We start from the raw sequence: 24027 nt of genomic DNA, 5'->3' as shown, positions 1-24027 counted from the left end.
ATTAAATCATTTTGACTAATTGTCAAGCACTTATTATTTCGTTTTGCTGCGCTTTTTAAAGCAGCTCAGCCATTGCCCGGGCGCTGACGGCTCGGCTCGAGTATGCACAAACATAAGTCGATAAATCAGTATATTGCGTCACCTCATAGTCAGAGCGCATGGCAATCACAATGACGTTATCAGACCATTTTTGCAGCGCCTGTTTTACACGCTGTTGTTGCGCAGCTACGTCGAAACTCTCTCCGGGCAGCGGGTAGTCTTCTGTGATGAGCACCAAAGGCTCAGCCATAGGTTCAGTCGGTGCCTGAAGTGCAGCCAGCAGCTGATCGTGCTGCCAGAGTCGGTACTCACGCCCCCGTTCAGCTAATGTTTCGAGGATCACATCTCGTGCTGAATTAGGATCGTTCGGACCTATTCCCCGGCTATTTACTATGCTGTCATAGCCTTTGGGATCTGCGGCAAATGCCAGGGTAAACGCGCGGCCAGCCAGCGGCCACTGCTGATGACGATTACGAACGACCCGAATGGCGGCCTCAGCCGCTTCGCGTGCAAGTTGATTGGCCCCTTCCAGAACACTGGCGGTCGGGTTAGGTGCAGCCGCAAAATGTTGATACTTAAATGCCAGTACCTGCTGCAAACGTGCATCGACGACAGATTCTGGCAAGCGACCTTGCTTCACCGCTGCAATGACGCCATCAATGGTTTGCGCCTGAATGGCTTTATACGGTGTGGTACTGTTCTCGTAGTGCTCTTCACTCAGCATCACCAGATTGGCACCAGCCTGCAAGGCCAAAATGGCTGCTTCTTCCGGGGCATAGTTTTTGCGCATCGACCACATATTCATGCTATCGGTAATGATCAGGCCTTCAAAGCCTAATTGCTGACGTAACACCCCCTGCAAAATCGTCGATGATAAGGTTGCAGGATGGTCGGCATCAATTTGCGGATAACTGATATGACTGGTCATAATCAGCGGCACACCCGATTCAATGGCAGCCTTAAAAGGTAAGAGATCTTCGCGCATCAGCTGCTGCAATGATTTATCCACTACAGGGAGAGTCTGATGTGAATCGCTGTGGGTATCTCCGTGCCCCGGAAAATGCTTAGCACAACTCAAACTACCGCTGCGCTCTACACCGCGTACGGCGGCTGCAACATGCCGGGCAACATGATGACTTTGCTCACCAAAGGCGCGCAGCCCAATGATGGGATTGTCGGGATCCGCATTCACATCCGCACAAGGTGAAAGCAGTGTGTTGTATCCCACTTCCCGCATTTGCTCCGCAAAGACCTGATACATATCTGCGGTGAGTGCCGTGTTGTCGGCCTTACCCAGACCCAGATTACCGGGTCCCAGATCGGTATACTGAGTAAGGATCCCCCAGGAGCCCTCCTGATCGACGGCCAATAACAAAGGTGCATCGCAGGCTCTCAGTGATGCCTCGTGTTGTAAGTCCTGCGCTAACTGCGCTGCACTTGTGGGGTTGGCTGCATTGTCGTCGGTAATATAAAACCCGCCGATATGACGCTCCTTGACCAGCGCCTTTGCGTAGTCCCGGTCCTCTCCGGCAAATGCCAGTACAAACAACTGTCCGACTTTTTCTTCTATGCAAAGCGTGTCTATGAGTTGTGCAACTTTCTTTTCAATATCCATACTGCCCTCTGATTTTCGGCAAAGCAAAGCCCTCAGCGCCACTGCGCCGATTTAAACAATGTTCAGATTAAAGGAGTGCGCAGTTGCACCCCGAGGTTGATATCAATCCGTGTTATACATCCATCAATTTTTCAGTGCGCACAAAGCGTCTGTCACTGCCATTTAATTGATAAAACTTGTTCGGGATCGATAAAAGTTATGCCGCAGATTTGGCACCGGTGATCAACCCGACCAGATCTTCTTTGGTCACATCACTGACAGACACATCTGCCACCGATTGACCCTGATAAAGCACTACTGCACGATCGCAGGTTTCTACAACATGTTGCATGTTGTGGCTGATCAGCAGCACCGCTACGCCCTGCGAACTGATCACATTGATAAGCTCATTGACCTGGGCACTTTGCTCAACACCCAGTGCTGCGGTTGGCTCATCCATAATCACGATGTCAGCGCCCCAGTTCACGGCACGGGCAATGGCCACAGCCTGACGCTGACCACCAGACAAGCGGTGGATCTGCTCCTGATAACTTGGAATGCGGCTGTTCAGTCGGTTCAGAGCTTTTTTCGCCCGTTTCTCCATGGCTTTTTTGTCCAGCCAGCCCAGTCGGCGCAGGATCGGATTTTTGTGCAGGATCTCGCGATTAAGAAAAAGGTTCTCCGTGATATCGAACTCGGGCACCATGGCCAGATCCTGAAATACCGTTTCTATCCCTGTCTCACGCGCAGCCAGCGGCGAGTCGATATGTACCGGCTGGCCGTTGACCAAAATCGCGCCTTCATCCGGCGGGTGGATCCCGGAGATACAACGCACCAGAGTCGATTTACCGGCACCATTGTCACCCAGTAAGCCAACCACTTCGCCTTTATTAATGGTAAAGCTGACCCCTTTAAGGGCGTGAACGCCGCCAAAGCGCTTATGTACATCCCTGACTTCGAGGGCGATTTGATCCAATGCACTTCTAACCATTTTTCAACTCCTTGACACCAATTGCCACTGCCACAATCAGGATAGCGCCGCGGGCTATCATTTGTTCATTTGTAGAAAACCCGGACAAGATCAGACCATTGTTGATCATGCCCATCAACCAGGAGCCCAGAATGGCACCGATAATACAGGCCCGGCCACCAAACAGGCTGGTCCCGCCAATCGCTACCGCGGCGATAACGGTCAACAGATCCGCCTCACCCAAAGTGTAACGGGCACCATGCAGGCGGCCGGCATACAAGAGTCCCGCCAGCGCAGCAGCCATAGATGAGATAACCAGAGCGTAAATACGCACCTGAGTCACCTTAATCCCCATCGCCAGTGCTGCTTTAGGACTACCACCTACCGCAAGTAAGTGCTTACCAAAAGCTAATTTAGTGAGCACCACATAACCCAGAGCCGCGATCACCAGTGTCCAGATAAATAGCGATGGAATACCAAACAGCTCACCAGCACCAAAAAACGCAGTGAACGTCTGATCTATGATAGGTACCGATTCAAGATTGGTCAGTTGACGCGACAGACCCGTGATCACGCCCATAGTGCCCAGGGTGATCAACAAAGAAGATACCTGTAACCGCTCAATCAGCAACCCGTTGATCAGACCCACGACCAGGCCCACACTGAGCGCCCCCAGGACCGCAAGCGGAATACCCACATGTTGTAATAGCAGAGCGCCAACCAGGGCTGATAAAGCGACAACCGAGCCTATGGACAGATCGATATGACCCACCGCCAGTGCAAAGGTCAAGCCCACTGCCATCACAGTAATGGGCGCAGTCTGGCGCACAATGTTCATAAAATTGGTCAGGCTAAAAAAGCCCGTATCATGCAGCGCAACTGCAAAAATCAGCATCACTGCAAGGAATATATAGTAGATAAAGAACTCTCGTTTTACTGCCAGCAACTTCAGCTGCTGCAAAGGTAGTTGATTAACGCTCATGGTATTCCTTATTGTTTTAACGCTAAATTCAGGAGTCTGGGCAGAGGCGACTGGAACGCGCGCTGCCAGATCTCAGCAATATTGTCTCGTTTCACCGTATCAAACGGCACCAGAGTAAAGTGCGGTGCTGGTAAACCCAGCGTTGCAGCCGCACCCAGCCTGGCCATGGTCTGGCCGATATCAAATGGGCGATCCGAAATGGTGCCGTGCACGTTGCCATTCATAGCCATATCCAGCAGATTATTGACCCCTAAGTCATGGGTGATCACTTTTATATCGCGCCGACCCAAAGAGCGCAGTGCTTCGACAACGCCTTCAGCGGCAGCATCCCAGGAAACATAAATCGCCTCCAGCTCAGGATGCTGTAACACCATGGCAGCAGCCACATTGCTTGTCTCATGCTCTTTGATAAACCCCTTCTCGATGATCACGTCGAGTTCAGGGTAGGCTTTGAGCCCTGTGCGGTAGGCATTATCGCGGTTGTTGGTGATAAAATAGCTGGCATCATGATAGATCATGCCAATTTTACCTTTGTTATCCAGCGCACTGGCCGTCAGGTCAGCTGCCGCCTTACCCATACCGAACATGTCATCGGTTACAATGCCGACAAAATCTTTGCCCTGCTCAAATCCGGGGATGGGGTTGCTGAGCAGCACCAGTTTGGCGCCCCGCTCAATGGCTTTCGCATAGCTTTGTTTCGTACTTACGCCATCTACACTCAGTGACAAAATGATGTCGGGGTTTAATGCCGCAATATTTTCGAGATCAGCCACTTGCTTGGCAGGATCAAACTGGGCGTCGGTTGCTGCCACCACTTTAATGCCTAACTTTTCAAATTCAGCACGCGCACCACGTGATACCGCAGCCACCCAGGGGCTGGCGCCATGCCATACCAGTGCAGCAGTCAAATCTTTTGATTTAATTGCCTGGCTCTGCTGTTCGCTCAGGTGAATATCACTGGATTTTGCCGCTTTGCTCCAGTCGATACTTTGCGTTGCCCAGCTCATCGACGTTGCGCACAGTGCAGCAGCGGCAAACATCCCGCTCAACCACGCCCGGCTACGATGGCCCTTTATCTGAGTTCCTGTAGACATAGGTAGATCCTGCTGTTGATTATTAAAATTCGCACTCGCGAATATCCTAACTGCCTTTTTAATACTGGCATTTAGGATCTGTTTTGTTGTATTTATAGTCATATTCAGCCAACAAACCGCTTATGTCAAATAGTTTGACTAATTATTTTTTATTCGGTTTAGCATCATGATCGAGTAAGATGATCGGCTTAGTTCAAGGAGAATGTGTTGTATAAGCAGGTACATATGACACATTAACAGGGGTTGTATGATGTTTAGAACCCCGTAATCAGATTCAAATAGTAAGGCGAACACATTGAAAGGCTCCAACGCAAAACAGAATAAATCGATAAATTTGCGTCTTGTACTCGCTCAGATTGTCACGCAGGGGCCGATCTCCCGTGTAGAGATTGCCCGCAATACACAATTGACCAAACAAACCATTACCAATATGGTCGAAGAATTACTGAGCGTTCAGCTTGTCGAAGAAACCGGCATAAAGAAATCTGAAGGGGCAGGTAAACCCTCAAAAATGCTGGTTCTGAATAAGAAGGCGGCGTATACCCTGGCCGTACGGATTGTCGATAGTGAGCTGGAAGTTGGCTTGTTTTACCTCAACGGTGAACTGCTAAACCGGCTGCATACCCGACTAGACACAAACGATACACCACTCGAGAAAGTCAAATATCTGATTGATACCCTGCTGACAGTGGCCAGCCTGACCGTGTCTCAGGTGCTTGGCTGCGGGTTGTCGGTGCAACTGAGTCATCTTAAAGGTGTCGAGATCTTTGCTCACAATCGACAATTACAGCAGCTGCTTGCCGATACACTGGCGGTTCCGGTTGCGCTCGAAACCACCGCATCCGCCTGTGCCAGCTTTCAGATGCTGTTTGGCGAAGCCCGGCTGCTCGATAGCTTTGTATACGTACATTTGGGTAATCAGGTTGAATCTGCGGTGGTGTACGACCGTCGGATACTGCTCGGACAAAATGGCCTTACAGGCGCCTTAGGTGACTTGTTTGTGACACCCGAAACCGATGATGATACCGCAGAATTAGGCAGACTGAATGACTTTGCCTCACTCAATGCATTGAAACAACACCTGGGACGACCGGGTTGTTCCACAGAAGAGCTACACCACCAGCTACAGGAACACCCAGTGATCGACCGCTGGCTTGAGCAAGCCGCGGAACCGATGCGGATCGCCATTCACAGCATAGAGTCGTTATTGAATACTCAGACTATTATTTTAGGAGGAGACATTAATGACTGGCTGTTGGATAAACTGACATCAGAACTGCGCCCGTTTATCCCATCCATTGCGCAGTTTGGTGAGCGGCAGGTAGTACGCCTGGTCAAAACCCCAGATGTGGCAAATATTGCGCTTAAAGGAGTAGCGACCCTACCACTACACAGCGCACTCAGCGCCAAAAATATGCAAACCTTGTATTTTCCAGCCCTGTGCCTGCCCAGTGAGCTTCAGGAACTGGTTTACTAACTCTCAGGGGCAAGTGTCGCAACCGGTACCTCCGAATCTTGCCCCCATTCGCTCCAGGACGCGTCATATACAGACAATGGATGGAACCCGCATTCATCAGCAATCATGGCCAGAATACAGGCAGTGATCCCGGAGCCACAGCTAAACTGCAAGGCCTGATGAGTGACACCCGCGTCGCTCAGTAGCGCTCTTAACTGCGTCCTGGACTTTAACAAGCCGCTGTCATCAAGTACGCTGGCATAATGGACATTGGCACTGCCCGGAATATGTCCGCTACGCATCCCCTCTCTGGGTTCACTTTCCTGACCACTGAATCTTGCCGGGCTGCGGGCATCCAGCAATAAAACACTGGGATCGTCTATTGCTGCCAGTACCGCCTGTTTATCTATAAAATAGCCAGCCTGAGGCTGAGCAACAAACTCTCCAGACTGTGGGCTCTGTGCATAGTCTGGCGCCACGGGCAAACCCAGTTCCAGCCATTTGACCAGGCCCCCATCCAGCACATAAACCTGCTCAAACCCCATGGCCTTAAACATCCACCAGGCACGGGCCGCGCTAAACAAGCCAAAGTTATCATAAACAATCACGGTATCCCGCTGGTTGATCCCCAACAACCTAGCCTCATGCTGAAATTGCTCAGCACTGCACATAGTGCTGGGAAACCTGCCATCGGGATCACTAAACGTCTGGCTGATATTAAACCGTTTTGCACCCGCGATGATCCCCGCAGGCTGATACTTTCCTGTTGCCCCGGGTTTGAGCATGCCGCAATCGAGTACCACAACTCGGTCGAGGTTCTTTAGTAACCAGTGACAGCTTTTGATGTTTTTCATTTTGAATGAATTGTATTGACTGTTTTAGTATGCCACTAATACTAGATGGGAAATATGGCAGAAACAATTGGATATTGTACAGAGTCAGTTAAATTCTGACTCTGGGACATCACTTTGTAGGGGCCTGTTGATTAGAAAGCAAACCTAAGGCTCAGCGTGGTCGACGTATAATCACCCGCGTCGCGATAAACCAAATTCGACGCCAAGTTCGAGTTAAAGCGATAACCTAAACCGGCAAGAAAAAACGCGTTGTCATCAGCTCCTTCTCCTGAAATATGCTCAAAGCCAATACCCAGTTTGGCTTCCCATTTTTCTGCAAACACACGTTGATACTGAACACGAGCGCCATAAATATCTGCATGATCATGCCACACGTTACTGACGCTTCTGAATGCGTTTTTGTATTTCAGACTGTGCTCAAACGTATAACGCCCTAACTGAATACCAAAATCAACGGCTGAGCGATTGCTGAGATCAACAACCTGACCCACTCCCAAACGCAAATGCTTGATTGTCTGTGCCGATTCGTTGAATTCACCTTCTACGTGATAACCCGACTCATCTTTGGTCCTGTCAACTTGTGCTTCCCAATAAATACTATCATTCCGACCCACAGCAGCAAACGAGAACCCCGATGAATCATCTGTAAAGTCAAAGGTTTTATGGCCAAGCTCTATGTAGTTGTAATCTACCTGATGTGCTACCACTGAAGCGTTGCAGAGTAATAATGAAGCACAGCCGAGCATGTACTTGTTCATAAATAAATCGCCTTTTTCCCTTAAAAATCAAAACCCTAATTGTACCCAATTATCACACTGAGCTCGACTTATTTTTGCGAATACTCACTCTATTACTGCAAACTCGTAGCAACTCCACTACCTACCTAATAACAAAACACTTCTACACCCAAAAACACACAGTGATGACCTCCCTTTTTAGACAGGTTATACTCGACGAATTCCGTCGATTATTTGTAACGTTATGTCCTCGAAAACAATCACACAAGACAATGTACGTGGCCCAATCCTGGTGGTTTTGCCTAAATTTATCGGTGATGCCATCAATACTTTGCCAGCAATTGCTATGCTCAGATCTCTATATCCCGAGCATCCTATACATCTACTGGCACGCCCCTACATGCTTGAAGTACTTGAGCGTGCAGCACATTACAACATTGAGTTGATTGCGGATAACCGCTATTGCAAAGAACACAAGCAAGGTATGTTTTCTTTTGCACGTACACTGAGAAAGAACAATTATGCTTTGGCAGTGTTGTTCAGAGGTTCAATACGTGAAGCACTACTCGCTAAACTGGCTCGTATAAATCTGATTGTTGGTTATGCACAGAACGGCCGTAAACCACTACTCAGCCATGCGCTAAAACTCAACGAATGCCATCATTATATTCATCGGTATTGCCGTCTGGTGAATGACGTTCACAATCGCCCTTTTTCTCACTTTGAGTTACCCACCTTGTTACCACGCACCACTAAGTTACCGGAGCACGTGCACAGAACAGCGGTCTACATAGGTGGCAAGAACAAAGGAACCCGACACTATGACATAGCAAAAAGTGTGGATGCCCTCACCCGTATAGCAAAATCGACAGAGACCCATTTTTTTATTGTGGGGGATCCATCCGAGTCAGAAGACGCAGTCCGTTTATGTCAGGCGTTAACACAAAATAAGATTTCTGTAACTAACATGGCTGGCAAGACCACGCTTGGGGAACTAGTTGATACAATCGCCGCTATGGACACTATGATTTCCATAGACTCTGGCCCGATGCATATTGCAGCAGCCTGTAATGTACCTTGCCTGGCCTTAGTAGGGCTAGGTACCTCCCCCTGGTCTATCGTAAGGCCACTACAAAAAAACCTTATGGCATTGGAAAGCCCATCAACCAGCTTGAAAGAACATGAGATCATCAATGACATAAGCCCAGAAATGATTGCGCACCAGTATATTGCGCTACTCGCTCACACTAAAACCTAACACAACCCGTCTCCTTCACCGCCACTCCTCATGGCGGTGAAACAGAAATAAAAATAAGAAAAACCAAAATCTTGTACAAAAACACGTATCACAGCCAGGAATAGACGCGTGTTACCAACGCACACCGAGCACAAATAATTAAAACAATTAAAATATAAGTGAACTTTAACGAAAAAAAATGTTCTACTAATGCCGGAACGTAAAGTCGAACAAATAATAATAAACTGCCGGAATATCTACATGAAAATCAACAAACACGCCCTGCGCCCAAATCACTGTCCAGACTTAATCCGTATGGGTAACCACTTTGATGGTGGATACATCGTGCCCAAAAGCCATATAGAAGAAACTGATGTTTTGCTCTCGCTGGGTATCAATGATGACTGGCGGTTTGACAAAGAATTTCAGGCGCTCAATCCAGATTGCCGGGTTGTGGGGGTAGACTATACCGTCGGGCTTGGCTTTATCGTTCGAAAAACCCTGCAAAATAGCCTCAAGTCTCTGATCAATACATTGTTGTTTCGCCATGACAAACGCCAGAAGTACTGGACGCGTTTATTAAACTGTGTGTTTTTTTACAGCTTTTTCCGCGGCAAAAACTGCCATTTACAACGCCGTGTCAGTAAGGCTTCAGATCAATTGGATATCAGCCTGGATGAATTAATCAACCAGCATTGTGGGGCGAAAGATGACATCATTTTTCTTAAAATGGATATCGAAGGGGCTGAATACCAGGTTATCGATGACCTGTGTAAACATGCCGACAGGATCAATGTCGTTGCCGCAGAGTTTCATCACCTGGACACGCAGACCGCTGACTTTAACCACTTTATTGAATTGATAAAAGCGCATTTTCATGTTGTTCATATTCATGGTAACAACTATGGTAAATACGCAGACTCGATTGATTTCCCTGAAACTGTTGAAATTACATTTATCAATAAAGCTTTGGCGCCTGATGCGACGGTTTCCCAACTCTCTTACCCGGTTGAAGGACTAGACTTTCCAAACAACCCGAAAAAACCGGATTACTCATTGGCGTTTGAGTGATCACATCTTTATCACCACACCGCGCAACGGTGCCAGTCTGGCGAGGATCTGGTTTTGCGTGGTGTGGTCAATGCCCGCTTCGGTCATGGCGTTAATCAATAGCTCAACGACCCGGTTAAAGTCGGCTTCGGTGATCTGCATGCCGGTGTGAATCTGTATCATAGAATCCCCCTGATAATCGCAGGGGCCGTCGAGGGTATCACACAGGTGAGTAATAAACCCCTGACGAAAGCGGCTTACATTGGCCTTAGCAAAGTAAGGCAGAATGGCTTTATCCCGTCCTATTTCCTGAATAAATAGATCAACCAGTCGCTCCAGACCGGCCTCACCGCCAATTTTTTGATACAGAGTCGGCCGGGCAGCGGACTGGCAGCCACCCATCCAGACGCAGGCTAGCAAGACTATCAGACTGGCTACAAGGTTGCGGGTCATGTGATGTGCTTTATTATTCACCCTAATCCCTTAAAAGTATCCGGTAACAGACACATACCAACCGGTTTGACCCGGCTGACCTGCGATACTGCCCAAATCCAACCAGGCTGCGGTGATATTGACCTGCTTATTGATAAACCAGGCAACAAACACATCCTGCCACTGTTGCTCGCCCAATCCGAGGTTGTCAGGCTTTTCACGATATTCGTAGCCCAAAGCCAGGTGCTGGCTAAGAAAAATGGCCGTACTGGCTTCAAGGTAAATGCGTTCACTGCCGTGCTGACCACCGAAACCCAGCAGACCCAACTGATTGGCCTTCGTATGACGCGCCGTGATATTCCAAAATGCGTTATAGCCGCCAAGCATGCCCAGATGCAGCTTGCTGGCAGCTAAATAAATATCGGTGCCGCTGTCATCTTCCGCGCCCAGTAAAGCGGCAACCGCATCGTCTTTTAACGACTTGTGTTGCAGGCCCAGGCTTAATTGTGGCCAGGTACTGTAAACGATATCCCCATACAGGCGCACTTTAACACCACTTACCGACTGTTCAATATCTGTATTGAGTGCTGGCACCGCAAAGGTTTGCTCGGCATAACTCAGCTCGACTCGATCAAACAGGTTAGCCTGAATGCCACACACATCGAGGCGATAGTCGTCGACGCTGGCACGGCTGCAAAATCCCCCAAGACTCCACTGAACTTCGCTGGCATAACCTGCAAGTTGTGCCCAGGGCACGATCCCACCCCCAGCGCTTCCTTCTACCTGAGAAACGCCCGGTGTGGCCAGTAACTTACCGGATCCTGCGATACTGTGTGTACTCACACACAGCACACAACTGGTCAGCAAAAGCAGCCACGACTCAGCCTGCTTCATGATATTGGCCAAGCCATTGAGTCAGTAGATCCGCTTTTAATGGCTTACTCAGATAGTAACCCTGCGCGTAATCACACCCCATTTCTTTAAGCAGCTCCAAAGAGGCTTTGTCTTCTACGCCTTCGGCCACCACAGAGAAACCCAGCTGATGACCCAGACTGATGGTGGAGCGCACAATACATTGATCCTGATGGGTTTCAGCAAGTTTCAGAATAAACACTTTATCCAGCTTAAGTTCATCAATGGGCAGCATTTTTAAGCGGCCCAGCGAGGTTTGCCCTACCCCGTAATCGTCCAGAGATATATGTACACCAATTTCTTTGAGTACTTTAAGCGCAGCTATACCTTTTTCTTCATTTTCTATCATGTCCCGCTCGGTCAGCTCTATGGTGATCAGCGATGGAAATATTTGATAGCGGTCTAACATGGCTTCCAGGTGCGGCACAAAGTCGGGATCGGCAATATCCTGCGCCGACACATTGATGGCTGCCTTCATGGTGATCCCCTGTTCAACCCAGTTGGCCACCTGAGCCACTACGGTTTTAAGCACCCACTGAGTCAGCTCAACAATCAAGCCGGACTGCTCAGCCAGATCAATGAAGAACTCAGGCGAGACCCATTCTCCATTGCGCCGTTGCCAGCGGATCAGTGATTCAACCTTATCGACCTGCTGACTGTGCATGTTCAGCTTGGGCTGATAAGTCATAAACAACTGGCCATCATCACTTTGCAATGCGGCTTTTAGTTCATCGATGATCAGCAAGCGTTCAAGATACGCTTCGTCTTCACCAGTCTGATAGAAATAAACCGAGTTATTGCCCTGCTGTGCGGCATTATCGGCTGCAATCAGTGCCCGTCGCACGAGATCTTCAGGATCGTCTGCCTGCTCAGGGTAATGCACGACGCCCACGCTAAATCGCAGGTTGATCTCCAGTTTTTGTACCTGATATGGCTGGTTAAGCGCACTTAAAAACCCCGCAACACAGCCCTCCATGGAGCTGTCTTCTTTGGCTGCCAGCACAGTTAAAAACTCATCGCCTCCCAGACGGGCATTGAGCCCTTCAAAACTGGCACCTATCTGTTCAATGCGCTGTGCAACGGCCTGAATACAGCTATCCCCAACGCGCGGTCCCAGTTTATCGTTAATGTGCCTGAGGCCTTTAATGTCCACAACCAGCAGGTAATAAACACGACCATCTTGCAACAACCGAGTGAGTTTCTCCATAGCCGCAGCCCGGTTGTAAAAACGCGTCAGACCGTCATGACTGGCCTGATAGCGAATTTGCTTTTCCCGCGCCTGAATGTCGTCGCCCATTTCATGAAAGGCATCCACCAGCTGGCAAATCTCTTTGGTAGGCCGAGACTCATGTACAGTCGCTTCATAATCTCCCAGGGCAAAGCGGCGCGCCATCACAGTCAACTGCTGCAAGGGAGTTGCCAGATTGCGGGCCAAAAAGCCACTGGCCACAAAGCCAAACAGCATAGTCACACACGACGACAAGATGATAGTCAGCACCAGCTGATCAAACTCCTGATAGTCTTTGGTCATATCGGCACTCAATACCAGGCTCACCGGCGAAGAGCTGAGCGCAGGCAAGGCCACTTCGGCATTGATATAAATCGGAAACTCACTCAACCACCGGGTTATTTTTTGCTCGTGTAAATAAGCAAACAGATCCTGTGAGTCCGGTAAACTCAAAGAACTGGCCTTGATCTGCTCACCATGGCCGATAAAACTCATCTCCATGCCAGTCAGTTCACGCAGCTGTCTTGCGACCTCTGTATCTACCGCAAAACCAACGATGGCAAAGGCAATGGTCCTGGGCGCCTTAACCGGAAGAATAATGGCTTGATACAACTGTTTGTCGAGGCTAACAAAGGCCGACTGTTCTGTGTGATTCAACAGCTCTCTGAGCAGCGGGCGCAAATCTTCAGCCAATTCAATTTCTGCCTGATTAGCGGAAATCAGCTGCCCTCTGACATCCAGCAATAGCATCAAGTCAGCATCAATTCGCTGACTGTGATTAAACAACACGCTTTCTATGGTGGGGGCATCCCGGGTTGCAACGGCCTGTTTAAAGCCAAAATCCTGTGTCAGCACAGTCGCAGCTGTGACCAGTAAGCGCTCTTTTGCACTCAGGTACTGCTGATAGACATTTTGTGCTACCTGTATATCCTGCTGCACTTTGCGTTCATTAAACTGGCTGGTGGACCACCAAAAGCTGGCCAAACTGGCTATGGCTGTTAACAGCACTAACCCGACGCACAGCGCGATAATGCGATTTTTAAAACTAGTGCCCATGATGCTCCTTAAACATCTCAGAGAATGTGTTTCTGGGTGCCGGTGCCTGTATCTCTACAATAACAGACCCGGATTGTTGTAATTCTGCCACCGCCACTACCCTGCGAGTGTCGATATCCTGTGTTTGCAGTGCGTGCCAGATGGCTACTTGCTGGGCGTATGCTGGTATTTGCACAGTTCCCTGCTGATTTGTTGTAAGCACATCTTTTGATTTAGAAACATAGATATAGCCGACCATTGAATCATGAATATTACATCCTAAAACAACGACACCAGATTGTTCAAATCGTATCGGTTGAATGGGGGTGCCGGCATACAATTTGAGTTCAAATCGTTTAGTATCAGAGAAGGAATATACATGATGGCGAATATCATCGCTGTTTGGAAAGCTGACCGCCTGGCCTTGCATAATGGTAAGCAGCCGAGGATGAAACTGTTTATCAATCTGATCCATTATCGCTATCTGCTGCACAGAGCCTGCACGCAGAGGGGCAATAACCTCGACTACTACATCGGGCAATGGAGCACCATGCTGGTCGCGTAATTGAAGGGTGTACCCGCTACCGTTACCACTCTCGGCTCCATAGGCAACGCCAGTCATAAGAACCACCGCACAGCAACCAAACAGGGTCATGCTGAATGCAGCCCATACGCCCCCTACGGTTCGTCTGATCACGTTCAGACGCCCTTGTGCGATCCTTACCGGGTTATGCCCGCTGACGTTCATGGATATTTGCCTGAGCCACTTGCATACTCTTAAGTAAAAGTGACGCTGAAAAGAAAAGCAAGGACTAACACGAATTCACGTTCAGATAATACGTAAACACGCAGGAAAATCGGCGCCAAGGGTATGTTTTTAGCTCTGGCTTGAAAGTGCTTGGTACGTCAAAATGAAAAAGCGGCACCGGGCCGCTTTTTCAGAAGAGTCGTATCAGGTGACTCAGGCGTCGATCAGAGCATACTCTTTATCTAACACCGCAATCACTTCGTCACGCGGGCTTTGAGGTATGCTTAACTGCCGACCAACTATTTTGCTGGCAATGCCGACATAGGTATCAGATACAGACATCATTACCTGCTCTGGCAGTTTGTAACTGGCAGCCAGCTGCTCACGCTCATCCATGCGGTCTTTGTTCAGCAGAACATCGCTGTCAGGAACATTGTTGATCAGCAGCTGGCGGAAGCCCTCTTTTGAGTTCTCGACAATGTTACCGTCGCGGTAGGCCGGGCCATCCCAGATCCGCGATGAATCCGGTGTTCCTACTTCGTCAATGTAGATCAGGCGTTCGGTGCCATCTTTGTCTTCCACGTAACCAAATTCAAATTTGGTATCAACAAAAATCTGGTCCAGCTGAGCCAACTCTTTAGAGATGAGCGCAAAGCCTTCGCTCAGCAGCTTTTCATAGAGTGCGACATCGTCTTCAGACTTAAAGTTGAACGCATCCAGATTATCTGTGATATTGCGACGGGTGATGTTCACGTCGTCCACTTCCGGTACATCTGCTAAACCACGAATGATCCCTTTGGTTGACGGGGTGATCAATACCTCATCCAGCTTTTGATGGGCCGTAAGGCCTTCTGGCAGATTGATGCCACAGAACTCGCGTACACCTTTGCTGTAATCGCGCCACATGCTGCCAGTGATATACTGACGGGCAATGGCTTCGACGCGCACTGTGCTGGCTTTACGCACGATCCACACGTAAGGGTGTGGAATATCCACGATGTGATTGCCGGCCAGTCCGGCTTCATCAAACAACTTAAACCAATGGGCGGCCACACTGTTTAGTGCGATACCTTTACCCGGCACACCATTGAGGCCGTTTTCGCCCTGCCAGATGCAATCAAATGCGGAGATGCGATCCGAGATCACCATGATCGCCAGCTCAGTTCCGGTTGGAACATCATAGCCTTTTTCTTCAATTAAACGGGCGCTGTCCTGGTCGGTTAACCAATAAACTGAACGTACTTTACCACTGTGCACAGCACCTTTGGTGCGAATGGGTAGATCGTCATTGACGTCTAGAACTTTGTAGCTACTCATTGTATCTCCATAGAGAACGGCTGCGTCTTGCTAAAGGACGCAAAATACAGAGGGGGTTAGAGCGGTGTATGATAGTCGAGCAGCCGCTAAATCACAATTGCTTTACCGCACTGATCGGCGATATGCCGCAGGCAGGTTTAGCTTGAGGCACAAGTATTTTATGATGCGGGTGTGATCCGCCATTGATGTGAGACTATGCTAGAAATTAATAACCTGATATTTCGCTGGCCAGGCCAGACAGACGCCACACTCAACATACCTAAACTTGAGGTAGCCGCTGGTGAGCGGGTGTTTTTACATGGCCCAAGCGGCAGCGGAAAATCCACTTTACTGGGGTTGCTCAGCGGTATAAGCAAGCCTGAGTCTGGACATATCCGATTACTGGATACTGATCTGGCAAACCTCAGCGATGCCGCCAGAGACAAATTCAGAGCCGATCACATCGGCACCATATTTCAGAATTTTAATTTGCTGCCCTATCTCAGCCCAATTGAGAATGTGATGCTGGGGTGCAATTTTTCTAAACTCCGCACTCAGCGAGTCAGTGCTTCTGGTAACACACTGACCCAGCAAGCCCAACAGCTGCTACACGCGCTCGGCCTGAGCCCCGAGATTATGTCGCGTTCAGTGTCGCAGCTGAGTATAGGCCAGCAACAGCGAGTCGCAGCTGCCCGGGCGTTTATCGGTCAGCCGGAACTGATAATCGCAGATGAACCCACCTCGGCACTGGATGCCGACAATCGCAATACCTTTATTGAGCTGCTGTTCCAGCAAGCCAGCCAGTATGGTGCCACTATCCTATTTGTCAGCCATGACAATAGCCTGGCGCCTTTATTTGATAAACAATTGAGTCTGGTTGAAATAAACGAGGTGAATCAATGAGGTTAGTCACGTTAGCAACCAAAAGTATGCTCAATCGCAAGGCCAGTGTACTGCTGACCCTGTTTACCATTGCCATCAGTGTGATGTTGCTGCTTTCCATTGAGCGGGTGCGTCAGGAAGCCAAAAGCAGTTTCAGCAATACCGTGTCGGGTACCGATCTGATTGTCGGCGCACGCAGCGGTGATATTCAGCTCCTGCTTTCCAGTGTATTTCGTATCGGCCATGCCAATAACAGCGTCAGCTGGGCAAGCTATCAGGATATCAAGGCTCAGCGCGGCGTAAGCTGGGCCATTCCCATCAGCTTAGGCGACAGCCATAAAGGCCACGCAGTGCTGGGCACCGACAGCGCGTACTTTACACACTTTCGCTATGGCAAAAAACAAAACCTGGCCTTTGCCGCCGGCCGCGCGTTTGTTAATGCGCAGGAAGTGGTACTGGGGAGCGAGGTTGCCAGCAAAATGCATTATCGGCTTGGCCAGCAAATTGTGATCTCACATGGTATGGGTAATACCAGCTTCCACCATCACGACGATAATCCGATGACCATAGTGGGGATCCTGGCGCCTACCGGTACACCCGTCGACAAAACCGTACACGTGCCACTGGCAGCCATTGAGGCCATGCATAGCCAGCCTAAATCAGCGCCCCGCATGATAGGTAAGCCTAAACAGTCCACTGATCATGATGATACGCATGAACACAATCACAGTCATGACCACGGCCATGCGGATGAGCATAAGCACAATGGCAGCCATGACCATGCGGATGAGCATGGACATAATGACGATCATGGCCATACAGACGAGCATAACCACGGTCATGAGCAGCCCGACACCGTCGCGGTCGCCGTACCAGCACCCGCACATTTGCATGGCGACCTGATCGGCGAGCCAAAACAGATCACCGCATTTCTGATGGGGCTGGATTCACCGCTCTATACCTTGCAGATCCGTCGAAACATCAATAATTACAAAGCGGAGCCACTGCTGGCCATCATGCCCGGTGTCACACTACGTGAGCTGTGGCGTATGTTAGGCCTGGTAGAGAAGATCCTGTTGCTGTTCTCAGGCGTAGTGGTACTCATCAGCCTGCTGGGTATGCTCACTACGTTACTGGCAACCCTCAACCAGCGTCGCCGTGAGCTGGCCATTTTGCGCTCTGTTGGCGCCAGACCCCGGCATATTTTTACACTCATGAGCAGCGAGGCCATCTTGATCACAGCCGCCGGTTGCGCACTGGGCATTGCCCTGTTTTACGCGCTGATCGCCCTGGCTCAGGGCACACTGCAAAGTCAGTTTGGGATCAGTCTGAGTATTTCACTGCTCAGTCACTATGAACTGATGTTGATCGGCGTTATCATGGCGGCCGGCACTTTGATGGGCATATTGCCTGCAACCCGGGCCTATTTCTATTCGCTCAGCGATGGCATGAGCATTAAGCTATAAGAGGTTTTGAATGACACCAATACGCACTTTTTTCTGGCTATACACTGCGCTATTGCTAATTTCAGTACAAGTTCAGGCTGGACCCCCGAAAGAAATTTTCTGGGATGACCTGCTACCAAAAGGCTATGAACTCAGCGATCAGGATGCCTCAGCCAGCCACGATGGCGATCAGCAAAACTGGGTACAGCCAGATCTGGATGCGCCCGTGGTCAAAAGCCTGGATGGCAAACAAGTGAGCTTACCCGGGTTTGTGGTACCGCTGGAAGGCGACAGTGAAGTGATCACCGAATTCCTGCTGGTGCCCTACTTTGGCGCTTGTATCCACGTGCCACCGCCGCCACCCAATCAGATTGTCCACGTTAAAATCAAGAACGGCGTGCCCATCGACAGCCTGTATGATGCCATTACCGTGACTGGCACTATGAAAGTTGCAACCTGGAAAGGTGACCTGGCACAAACTGGATATCAAATGGACGCGGTTGGCGTCGCACCATTTGAGCTGTAAGCCCTGGCCATTTATCAGAAAGTGGCTCAGAACTGAGCCACAGGTAATACCAATCAGCCTTTAGCAAAGGCAACTTCTGAAATGGAAAGTATCGCACTGGTCGATTGCCGTGTTACAGGTGGACCATGCGGTACGATATGCACCACCCGCAATCTGAGGTGTTTCGCCACCAGCAAGCGTACGTGCCGGTTTGCCAAGCTGCTTTATCGATTTTTTGTTTAACTGTAGTTTCATAGTTTATTTCCTTATTGGTATCTGTAGTGTGTGCTCGTAGGCACTTAACCACCATTGCATATATTTCAACCAGATGCAAAGCTAGCCCTGCGCCAGCTGTTGGCAAAGTATACGCATCAGCGCGGGGTCGTCCTGCATCAGTAACTTCAGCTTATCAACTGGGATCCACATCACTTCACAGGGCGTTTCTGCCAGATAATCCAGCGCCGAAGTGCCTGTCAGCAAGGCCGTAACCCCCAGGGCCTCACCCGGCCCCCGAACCACAGCCTGACTACTTCCGTCAGTGCCAGCGCCGACTTCTCGTACGCTCCCTCGATAAATGACCCCCAGTTTATTCAGCGGCTTACCCCGCTTGATCAAAGCCTGCCCGGCGTCATAAATGCCCCGCTCCTGGCAGCTGCTTATTTGCTCCCGGGTGGTGTGTGTTACGCCATGCAGCCAGGGGATCTGCTGATCCAGCTGCGCCGCCTCGGTCTGGCGAAAAATGGACACTTTTTGCAGTGCCGCCATACGCTTTTCGACACTTTCCAGCAAACGACTGGCTTCGGGTTTATCGAGCACTGCCAGCTTTAGTTGCTCATTAATCACCGCACGCTCCCGGTTAAGCAGCAATCGGGTAGCCGCCTGGGATTGCAGTGCCTGAACGATATCCGGAAACGTCTCCTGAAGATCATTGATGCGCGCTATGGTCTGAGCAATATTACCCTCAACCTGCTTACGCACCTGATCCGCTATTTGTGTGTTTGGCGATAAGGTATCAATGTGACTTTCCAGTGCTTCCTGCGCCTGAATAAAACCCCGTGCCACATCGTACCCCACCACCAGACGCTCAAAGTACAATCTCAATAACGCCCGCTCTAACCAGGCACTGCCACGCAGTCGTTCAAGCCAACCCGGTACTTGCCAGGTCGCAAACAGAGTATCGCGCGGCCCAATGCAGGGCTCGCCATCCAGTGCCTGCTCCACAGCTTCAACCAGCAAGTTGGTTGCTCGCTTACCCAGGGTCCCTTGCTCAAACTGTGTCCAGTAGTGTTTTCGTTCCGTCTCCAGCAGACGACGTAAAAAAGCGGTATTGAGATCGTCCTTATCTATTGGTGTTGCGGCGTCTGACTGTGCCATCGCGCCCAGCTTGACCTGTGCTTTCACCTGTTGCCAGTCAGCGCCCAGTAAAAACGGGCTGTTCATCATGGTCGGCAACATGGTTTGCAGGGTATTGGCGACCTGCTGATTGGCTTTGTCCACCGTAGCCTGTTTAGCCGGAGGCAGGCTATCGAGACGCAGAAACTTCAGCAGCATGCCCATAGTGCCGCCGTTAATTAAAATCGTCAGTACCACAATCCCGGCACATAAAAACAACATGCGATCGCTTACCTCCTTTGGGATCGCCTCGCTGGCAGCCACGGTCAGGGCCAGCGCTAATGAGACTGCGCCACGCAGACCCCCCCAGCATAATACACTGGCTTTTTCAAAGGTAATGCCCACGCCTATACGGCTTAACAAAGGTGTGAACACTGTGATGGAAGTCCCCCGGATCAGCATGATCCCCGCGTACAAGATACCCAGCGTCTGCCATGCCTGAAGGTCGTCCAGGGGCACCCGAATGGCCACCAGGATCCCCACCAGGAGGAAAATACAGGTGTTGGCAATATGCGCCATCATTTCCCAGAAATGATGTAAAAATCCGGCAACCTCCGGGCTTATCCGGGTCCGCCCGACACTGGCCAGTACCAGCGCCAGCGTCACCACTGCCACCACTCCGGATACATGGAACGACTCGGAAATAAAAAAGGCCGAGTACGCCGCTGCTATGGTCAGAGTGATCTCTATCATGGGATCGTTAAACACCCGATCGATCCACATAATACATAATCCGCCCAACACCAGCCCTATCGCCAGCCCCACCAAGACGACCCCGGCAAACTGGCCTACCGCTTGCCAGGGCGAGGCCATCGCCGCGCCTTCACCACCACTGCTGGCCAGTACCCAGACATAAAACAAGCTGAAAAACACAATGGCGGTCCCATCATTAAGCAAAGACTCGCCCTCAATCAGGGTTTCTAGACGTTTGCGCGAGCTCACTTCTTTCAGTAAAGCCACCACAGCCACCGGATCGGTGGCACTGATCAGGGCACCAAACATCAGGCACATGGCCCAGCTCCACTGCCAGTGTTCAGGCACGCTCACATGCAATAACTCAGCAGTCAGCCAAATGGCCAGCATCAGACCTGGCACCGCCAGAATGGCAATTTGCGTAAACATGCGCCGGAATAAATGCACTTCCATGGCAAACGCGCTTTCGAAGATCAGAGTAGGTAAAAATAGAAAGAGGAACAGATGCGGGTCGATGTCAGCCACCAGCGTCAGGGTATCGCCGACCATCTGCATATCACCAGTGAATGCCTCACCCCGCTGCGCCAGCCCGATACAGATCCCTATGACCAGCAGCGCTACAGTATAAGGGATTTGGGTATTTTTCAGGGCATGGCGAGTCAGCGCCCCGATAAACAGGGCCAGGATCAAAAACACCAGGACCAGAATGCCAGATTCAAACTGCATACCTGTCGCCTTAACCACCGCGTTCAGAATGGTTAAAGCTTAGTTCACTCAGGCTGGCCCTGTTAGTTTATGGTCAAAAAACTCAGCCCTCAGTTTTGCCCGCGTAGTAAATCGTCACTGGCTGCGAGTAATTGGGCACATCATCATAGCTAAATACCGCATAATACTTCGCAATATCCGGCGTACCAAAGTTATCCAGCGTATAATTGTCCCGACCACCGTACAACTTCACCCCATCAAACGGCGAGCGCGGCGGATGAAAACGGTTACGCACCACAAAGAAGCCGACCAGATCCTCGTCTTCTTCATTGTCCCAGGTCAGCTTAACCACGCCATTTTCGACCTGAGTTTGCAGGTTATGGGGCGCAGCCACCGGATGTTTACGGCGCTCGATATAATCGATCTTCAGCTGTGCCGGCTGCTGGTCCTGACAGTTGGTCCAGTTTACCAGTGCATCGGTAGCCTGCGACTCCGCGGTGGCACGAATAATAAAGTAAAATGGCGTCTGTGCCTGATGCAGACGTTCCAGCTCCTGCAAGCTGTAGCTGTCGAAAATAAAGTGATGTTCAGCACGCTCTCTGAGTTGCTCATTACTGACCTCATAGCCGATATATTCAATCTTCTGGCGCTGTTTAACATGCTGGTAGTCCACATCTCTGAGCTCCACCAGCTCGATGGTAAAACGCACATCCCGTGCAGATGCAATGGAATTACAACAGCGCACAGTAAGGCAGGCATTGGTAAATACGGTACGATCAACGGGCAAATCCACATTCAGATCAAACGCCATTTGTCCGTAAACAATATCGCCTTCGGAATCGAATCCCGATGCCAGCTTGTCGGCCACTACTTTGTCTTTGTAAATGGTATTGCAGGACAGCGGGCTCAGGGCGAGCTGTTGCTCGGGTAGCTGATAGACCAGCTCCAGGTTGGGCCGATAGTGCAGACCACTGCCAAACGAGCCGTAGCCAATATCGAATTGCATCACCTGAGAGTCTTTGCCCAGTGGCAATTTCTTGGGTCCCTGTAAGCGCAGCAGTAAGCGCTTCTGCTTGAGCAACTTGGCCAGCAGGCTGCGCTCAACCCCGTTAAACAGCCATTTCATCCAGATCCCCTGGGTGAGCTTGTCGGATTCTATGGTTTGTCCCAGCGTATGCAATGGCTTAGCATCGGCAATACTGCTGTAGTCATAGATGTCCTCAACCTGATCGGCATCGAGAATCGCCACCGACCACTCGCCATATTTTTCAATTTTGGCGGCCACCCGGTTCATTGGATAGATAAAGAACTGGGCGCTTAAGATCTGCGAGCCTTCCACAATACTGCTGAGATCAAACTGCACCACGCCCATGCTGATCCCACGCTTTTTATCGACGCCGATAAACATGGAGTTATAACCAAAATGCTCCTTGTTCTTGGCCTGATTGTTTTGCGATAAATAACCCACAGTTTCGCGAGAAGGGAACAAGGTACGGGCGCTTTCGGTCCGGCCCAGGCGGGTTTTCAGGCGCAATTCCGGGCTGAACGGGGATTTTATTTTAGTGACTTTATCGACGGCGCGAATGTTATAAAAATAGCTGTGTCCGCTTTGCAGCTGGCGATCGATAAAGCCCAGTGTTTTGGTGATCGCCACCAGAGTTTCTTCGCCGCAAGGGTTTTTGTTGTGCTGACTGCGATAGACTTCAAAGTAGATGTCATCCCGATCTTCATACTGCCACTCCAGCTCGACACTGTCATGGGCCACGGATTTGATGGTGAACCCTTCAACCCGCTTAGGCGCCAGCGGCGAATAGTTAATCGCTTCACTCAGTGCATATTGTACGGCGGGAATATTCTCGGCGACACTCTCGGACATGTTTTTCATATAATCCGGAATGTTTCGCGTACCCACTTCCACCACAGTGGCGATGATCCCTTTGCGATAATAATACTCGCGGCCACTGCCGTGGATCAACTGAGCCGGCGGCTTGCCACGGTGGATCCCATACTGACGTCCCGTGACCTTTTTGATCTCGTGGTTCATGTTAGCGCACAGCACATTCAGATCCGTGCCTTCGATCTCGACCTCATGATTAAACTTATGGGCGGGGAAAAACACGTTACCCTGAGAGTGATAATCCAGTGCAATGCGGATATTCTCATGACTTTCCACAAAATCGCGAATGGCACAGGTTTCCGGCTCAGAAAAGGCATGAGGACCGCCATAGGTATTCGAGCCGGTATTCTGATTGCGCATAAATTTGGCATCAAAGTTACGGTTCAAGTCCACCCCAAAGGTACCATCGCCGTTGTTACGCCGATTTTTGCGCCAGAACGAAAAATGATTGCGGGAATACTCAAAGCCATCGGGGTTCAGACAAGGCACCATGTACAGGGTGTTACGGGTCAATGCATGTTGTAGCTTAGGATTGAAACGATAGTTATCAATCACATACTGAACAAACTTCACCGCTAGTTCGTTGCCAATCCATTCCCGCGCATGAATGGACCCAGTATACAGTAAGGCCGGTTTATCATCGGCATAGGTCACATCCAGGGAAATGGTCACCAGCATGATCGGTCGACCTTCCCAGGTCTCACCTATGCTTTGTAAACGGATCAAATGGGGATGTGCGCTCATGGCGCTTTGCAGGAACTCTATGGTGTCCTGATAGGACGCATATTGGATTTTCATAGCGGTTGCTCAGTTGCATAAAAAGACATGCCATAACCCGGATCAG

20 protein-coding genes are annotated in these 24027 nt (G+C 50.1%); 6 read left to right on the top strand and 14 right to left on the bottom strand.

Annotated elements, in window-relative coordinates; all coding sequences use genetic code 11:
• Positions 1–55 precede the first annotated feature (55 nt).
• The 4 genes from NH568_RS13515 to NH568_RS13500 all read right to left on the bottom strand — a co-directional run bounded on the left by NH568_RS13515 (position 56) and on the right by NH568_RS13500 (position 4679).
• The gene (locus NH568_RS13515; protein ID WP_253048114.1) at positions 56–1654 is read right to left on the bottom strand and encodes a glycoside hydrolase family 3 protein; all 1599 of its coding nucleotides are present in this window, start codon (positions 1652–1654) and stop codon (positions 56–58) included.
• Between the two features lie 196 nt (positions 1655–1850).
• Entirely contained in the window at positions 1851–2624 is a 774-nt protein-coding gene (locus NH568_RS13510) for an ATP-binding cassette domain-containing protein (protein ID WP_138544617.1), read from the bottom strand.
• Positions 2617–3585 carry an ABC transporter permease gene (locus NH568_RS13505; RefSeq protein WP_235411245.1) on the bottom strand — a complete coding sequence of 323 codons (969 nt, stop codon included), beginning with the start codon at positions 3583–3585 and terminating at the stop codon, positions 2617–2619. The genes NH568_RS13510 and NH568_RS13505 overlap by 8 nt, the downstream gene beginning before the upstream one ends.
• 8 nt (positions 3586–3593) lie before the next feature.
• A complete protein-coding gene (locus NH568_RS13500; protein WP_253048113.1) occupies positions 3594–4679 on the bottom strand; it encodes a substrate-binding domain-containing protein in 1086 nt (361 codons plus the stop codon).
• A 295-nt stretch (positions 4680–4974) separates the two neighbouring features.
• On the opposite strand from NH568_RS13500, the gene NH568_RS13495 reads away from it, so the two are divergent.
• Complete coding sequence (locus tag NH568_RS13495; RefSeq protein WP_253048112.1) at positions 4975–6156, top strand: ROK family transcriptional regulator; 1182 nt, start codon at positions 4975–4977, stop codon at positions 6154–6156.
• Here the strand turns inward: NH568_RS13495 and NH568_RS13490 are convergent.
• Both NH568_RS13490 and NH568_RS13485 read right to left on the bottom strand, forming a co-directional pair.
• The gene (locus NH568_RS13490; protein WP_253048111.1) at positions 6153–6989 is read right to left on the bottom strand and encodes a sulfurtransferase; all 837 of its coding nucleotides are present in this window, start codon (positions 6987–6989) and stop codon (positions 6153–6155) included. The genes NH568_RS13495 and NH568_RS13490 overlap by 4 nt on opposite strands.
• Before the next feature lie 131 nt (positions 6990–7120).
• A complete protein-coding gene (locus NH568_RS13485; RefSeq protein WP_253048110.1) occupies positions 7121–7747 on the bottom strand; it encodes a hypothetical protein in 627 nt (208 codons plus the stop codon).
• 223 nt (positions 7748–7970) lie between these two features.
• On the opposite strand from NH568_RS13485, the gene NH568_RS13480 reads away from it, so the two are divergent.
• Together NH568_RS13480 and NH568_RS13475 are read left to right on the top strand one after the other, a co-directional pair.
• Positions 7971–8984 (top strand): glycosyltransferase family 9 protein, encoded by a 1014-nt coding sequence (locus NH568_RS13480; protein WP_253048109.1) that lies wholly within the window; start codon positions 7971–7973, stop codon positions 8982–8984.
• A 240-nt stretch (positions 8985–9224) separates the two neighbouring features.
• Positions 9225–10034, top strand: a complete 810-nt coding sequence (locus NH568_RS13475; protein ID WP_253048108.1) for an FkbM family methyltransferase — start codon at positions 9225–9227, stop codon at positions 10032–10034.
• On the opposite strand, the gene NH568_RS13470 is transcribed toward NH568_RS13475, so the two are convergent.
• The 5 genes from NH568_RS13470 to NH568_RS13450 form a co-directional block, all read right to left on the bottom strand.
• Positions 10035–10415, bottom strand: a complete 381-nt coding sequence (locus tag NH568_RS13470) for a group 1 truncated hemoglobin (protein WP_253048211.1) — start codon at positions 10413–10415, stop codon at positions 10035–10037. It abuts the gene before it with no gap.
• An 81-nt stretch (positions 10416–10496) separates the two neighbouring features.
• Positions 10497–11339 (bottom strand): DUF3034 family protein, encoded by an 843-nt coding sequence (locus NH568_RS13465; RefSeq protein WP_253048107.1) that lies wholly within the window; start codon positions 11337–11339, stop codon positions 10497–10499.
• The gene (locus tag NH568_RS13460; RefSeq protein WP_253048106.1) at positions 11326–13641 is read right to left on the bottom strand and encodes an EAL domain-containing protein; all 2316 of its coding nucleotides are present in this window, start codon (positions 13639–13641) and stop codon (positions 11326–11328) included. Before NH568_RS13460 ends, NH568_RS13465 begins: the two co-directional genes overlap by 14 nt.
• Positions 13631–14368, bottom strand: a complete 738-nt coding sequence (locus NH568_RS13455) for a methylamine utilization protein (protein WP_253048105.1) — start codon at positions 14366–14368, stop codon at positions 13631–13633. Before NH568_RS13455 ends, NH568_RS13460 begins: the two co-directional genes overlap by 11 nt.
• A gap of 213 nt (positions 14369–14581) precedes the next feature.
• Positions 14582–15685, bottom strand: a complete 1104-nt coding sequence (locus tag NH568_RS13450; RefSeq protein ID WP_253048104.1) for a phosphoribosylaminoimidazolesuccinocarboxamide synthase — start codon at positions 15683–15685, stop codon at positions 14582–14584.
• A gap of 195 nt (positions 15686–15880) precedes the next feature.
• On the opposite strand from NH568_RS13450, the gene NH568_RS13445 reads away from it, so the two are divergent.
• The 3 genes from NH568_RS13445 to NH568_RS13435 are packed head-to-tail and all read left to right on the top strand — an operon-like array spanning position 15881 to position 18517.
• Positions 15881–16567, top strand: coding sequence for an ABC transporter ATP-binding protein (locus NH568_RS13445; protein WP_253048103.1), 687 nt, complete (start codon positions 15881–15883; stop codon positions 16565–16567).
• Positions 16564–18012 (top strand): FtsX-like permease family protein, encoded by a 1449-nt coding sequence (locus NH568_RS13440; protein WP_253048102.1) that lies wholly within the window; start codon positions 16564–16566, stop codon positions 18010–18012. The genes NH568_RS13445 and NH568_RS13440 overlap by 4 nt, the downstream gene beginning before the upstream one ends.
• A 10-nt stretch (positions 18013–18022) precedes the next feature.
• On the top strand, positions 18023–18517 hold the full coding sequence (locus NH568_RS13435) for a DUF3299 domain-containing protein (protein ID WP_253048101.1): 495 nt from the start codon (positions 18023–18025) through the stop codon (positions 18515–18517).
• Positions 18518–18577: 60 nt separating this feature from the next.
• Here NH568_RS13435 and NH568_RS13430 read toward each other — a convergent pair whose 3' ends face one another.
• The 3 genes from NH568_RS13430 to NH568_RS13420 form a co-directional block, all read right to left on the bottom strand.
• A complete protein-coding gene (locus NH568_RS13430; RefSeq protein WP_171039557.1) occupies positions 18578–18751 on the bottom strand; it encodes a hypothetical protein in 174 nt (57 codons plus the stop codon).
• Positions 18752–18832: 81 nt separating this feature from the next.
• Complete coding sequence (locus NH568_RS13425; protein ID WP_253048100.1) at positions 18833–21307, bottom strand: cation:proton antiporter; 2475 nt, start codon at positions 21305–21307, stop codon at positions 18833–18835.
• An 82-nt stretch (positions 21308–21389) separates the two neighbouring features.
• Positions 21390–23981 carry a M14 family zinc carboxypeptidase gene (locus tag NH568_RS13420; RefSeq protein WP_253048099.1) on the bottom strand — a complete coding sequence of 864 codons (2592 nt, stop codon included), beginning with the start codon at positions 23979–23981 and terminating at the stop codon, positions 21390–21392.
• Between the last annotated feature and the right edge of the window lie 46 nt (positions 23982–24027).

It is taken from the genome of Pseudoalteromonas sp. XMcav2-N, assembly GCF_024124545.1.
GTDB lineage: Bacteria > Pseudomonadota > Gammaproteobacteria > Enterobacterales > Alteromonadaceae > Pseudoalteromonas.
This window is presented reverse-complemented; position numbering and strand designations above follow the sequence as displayed.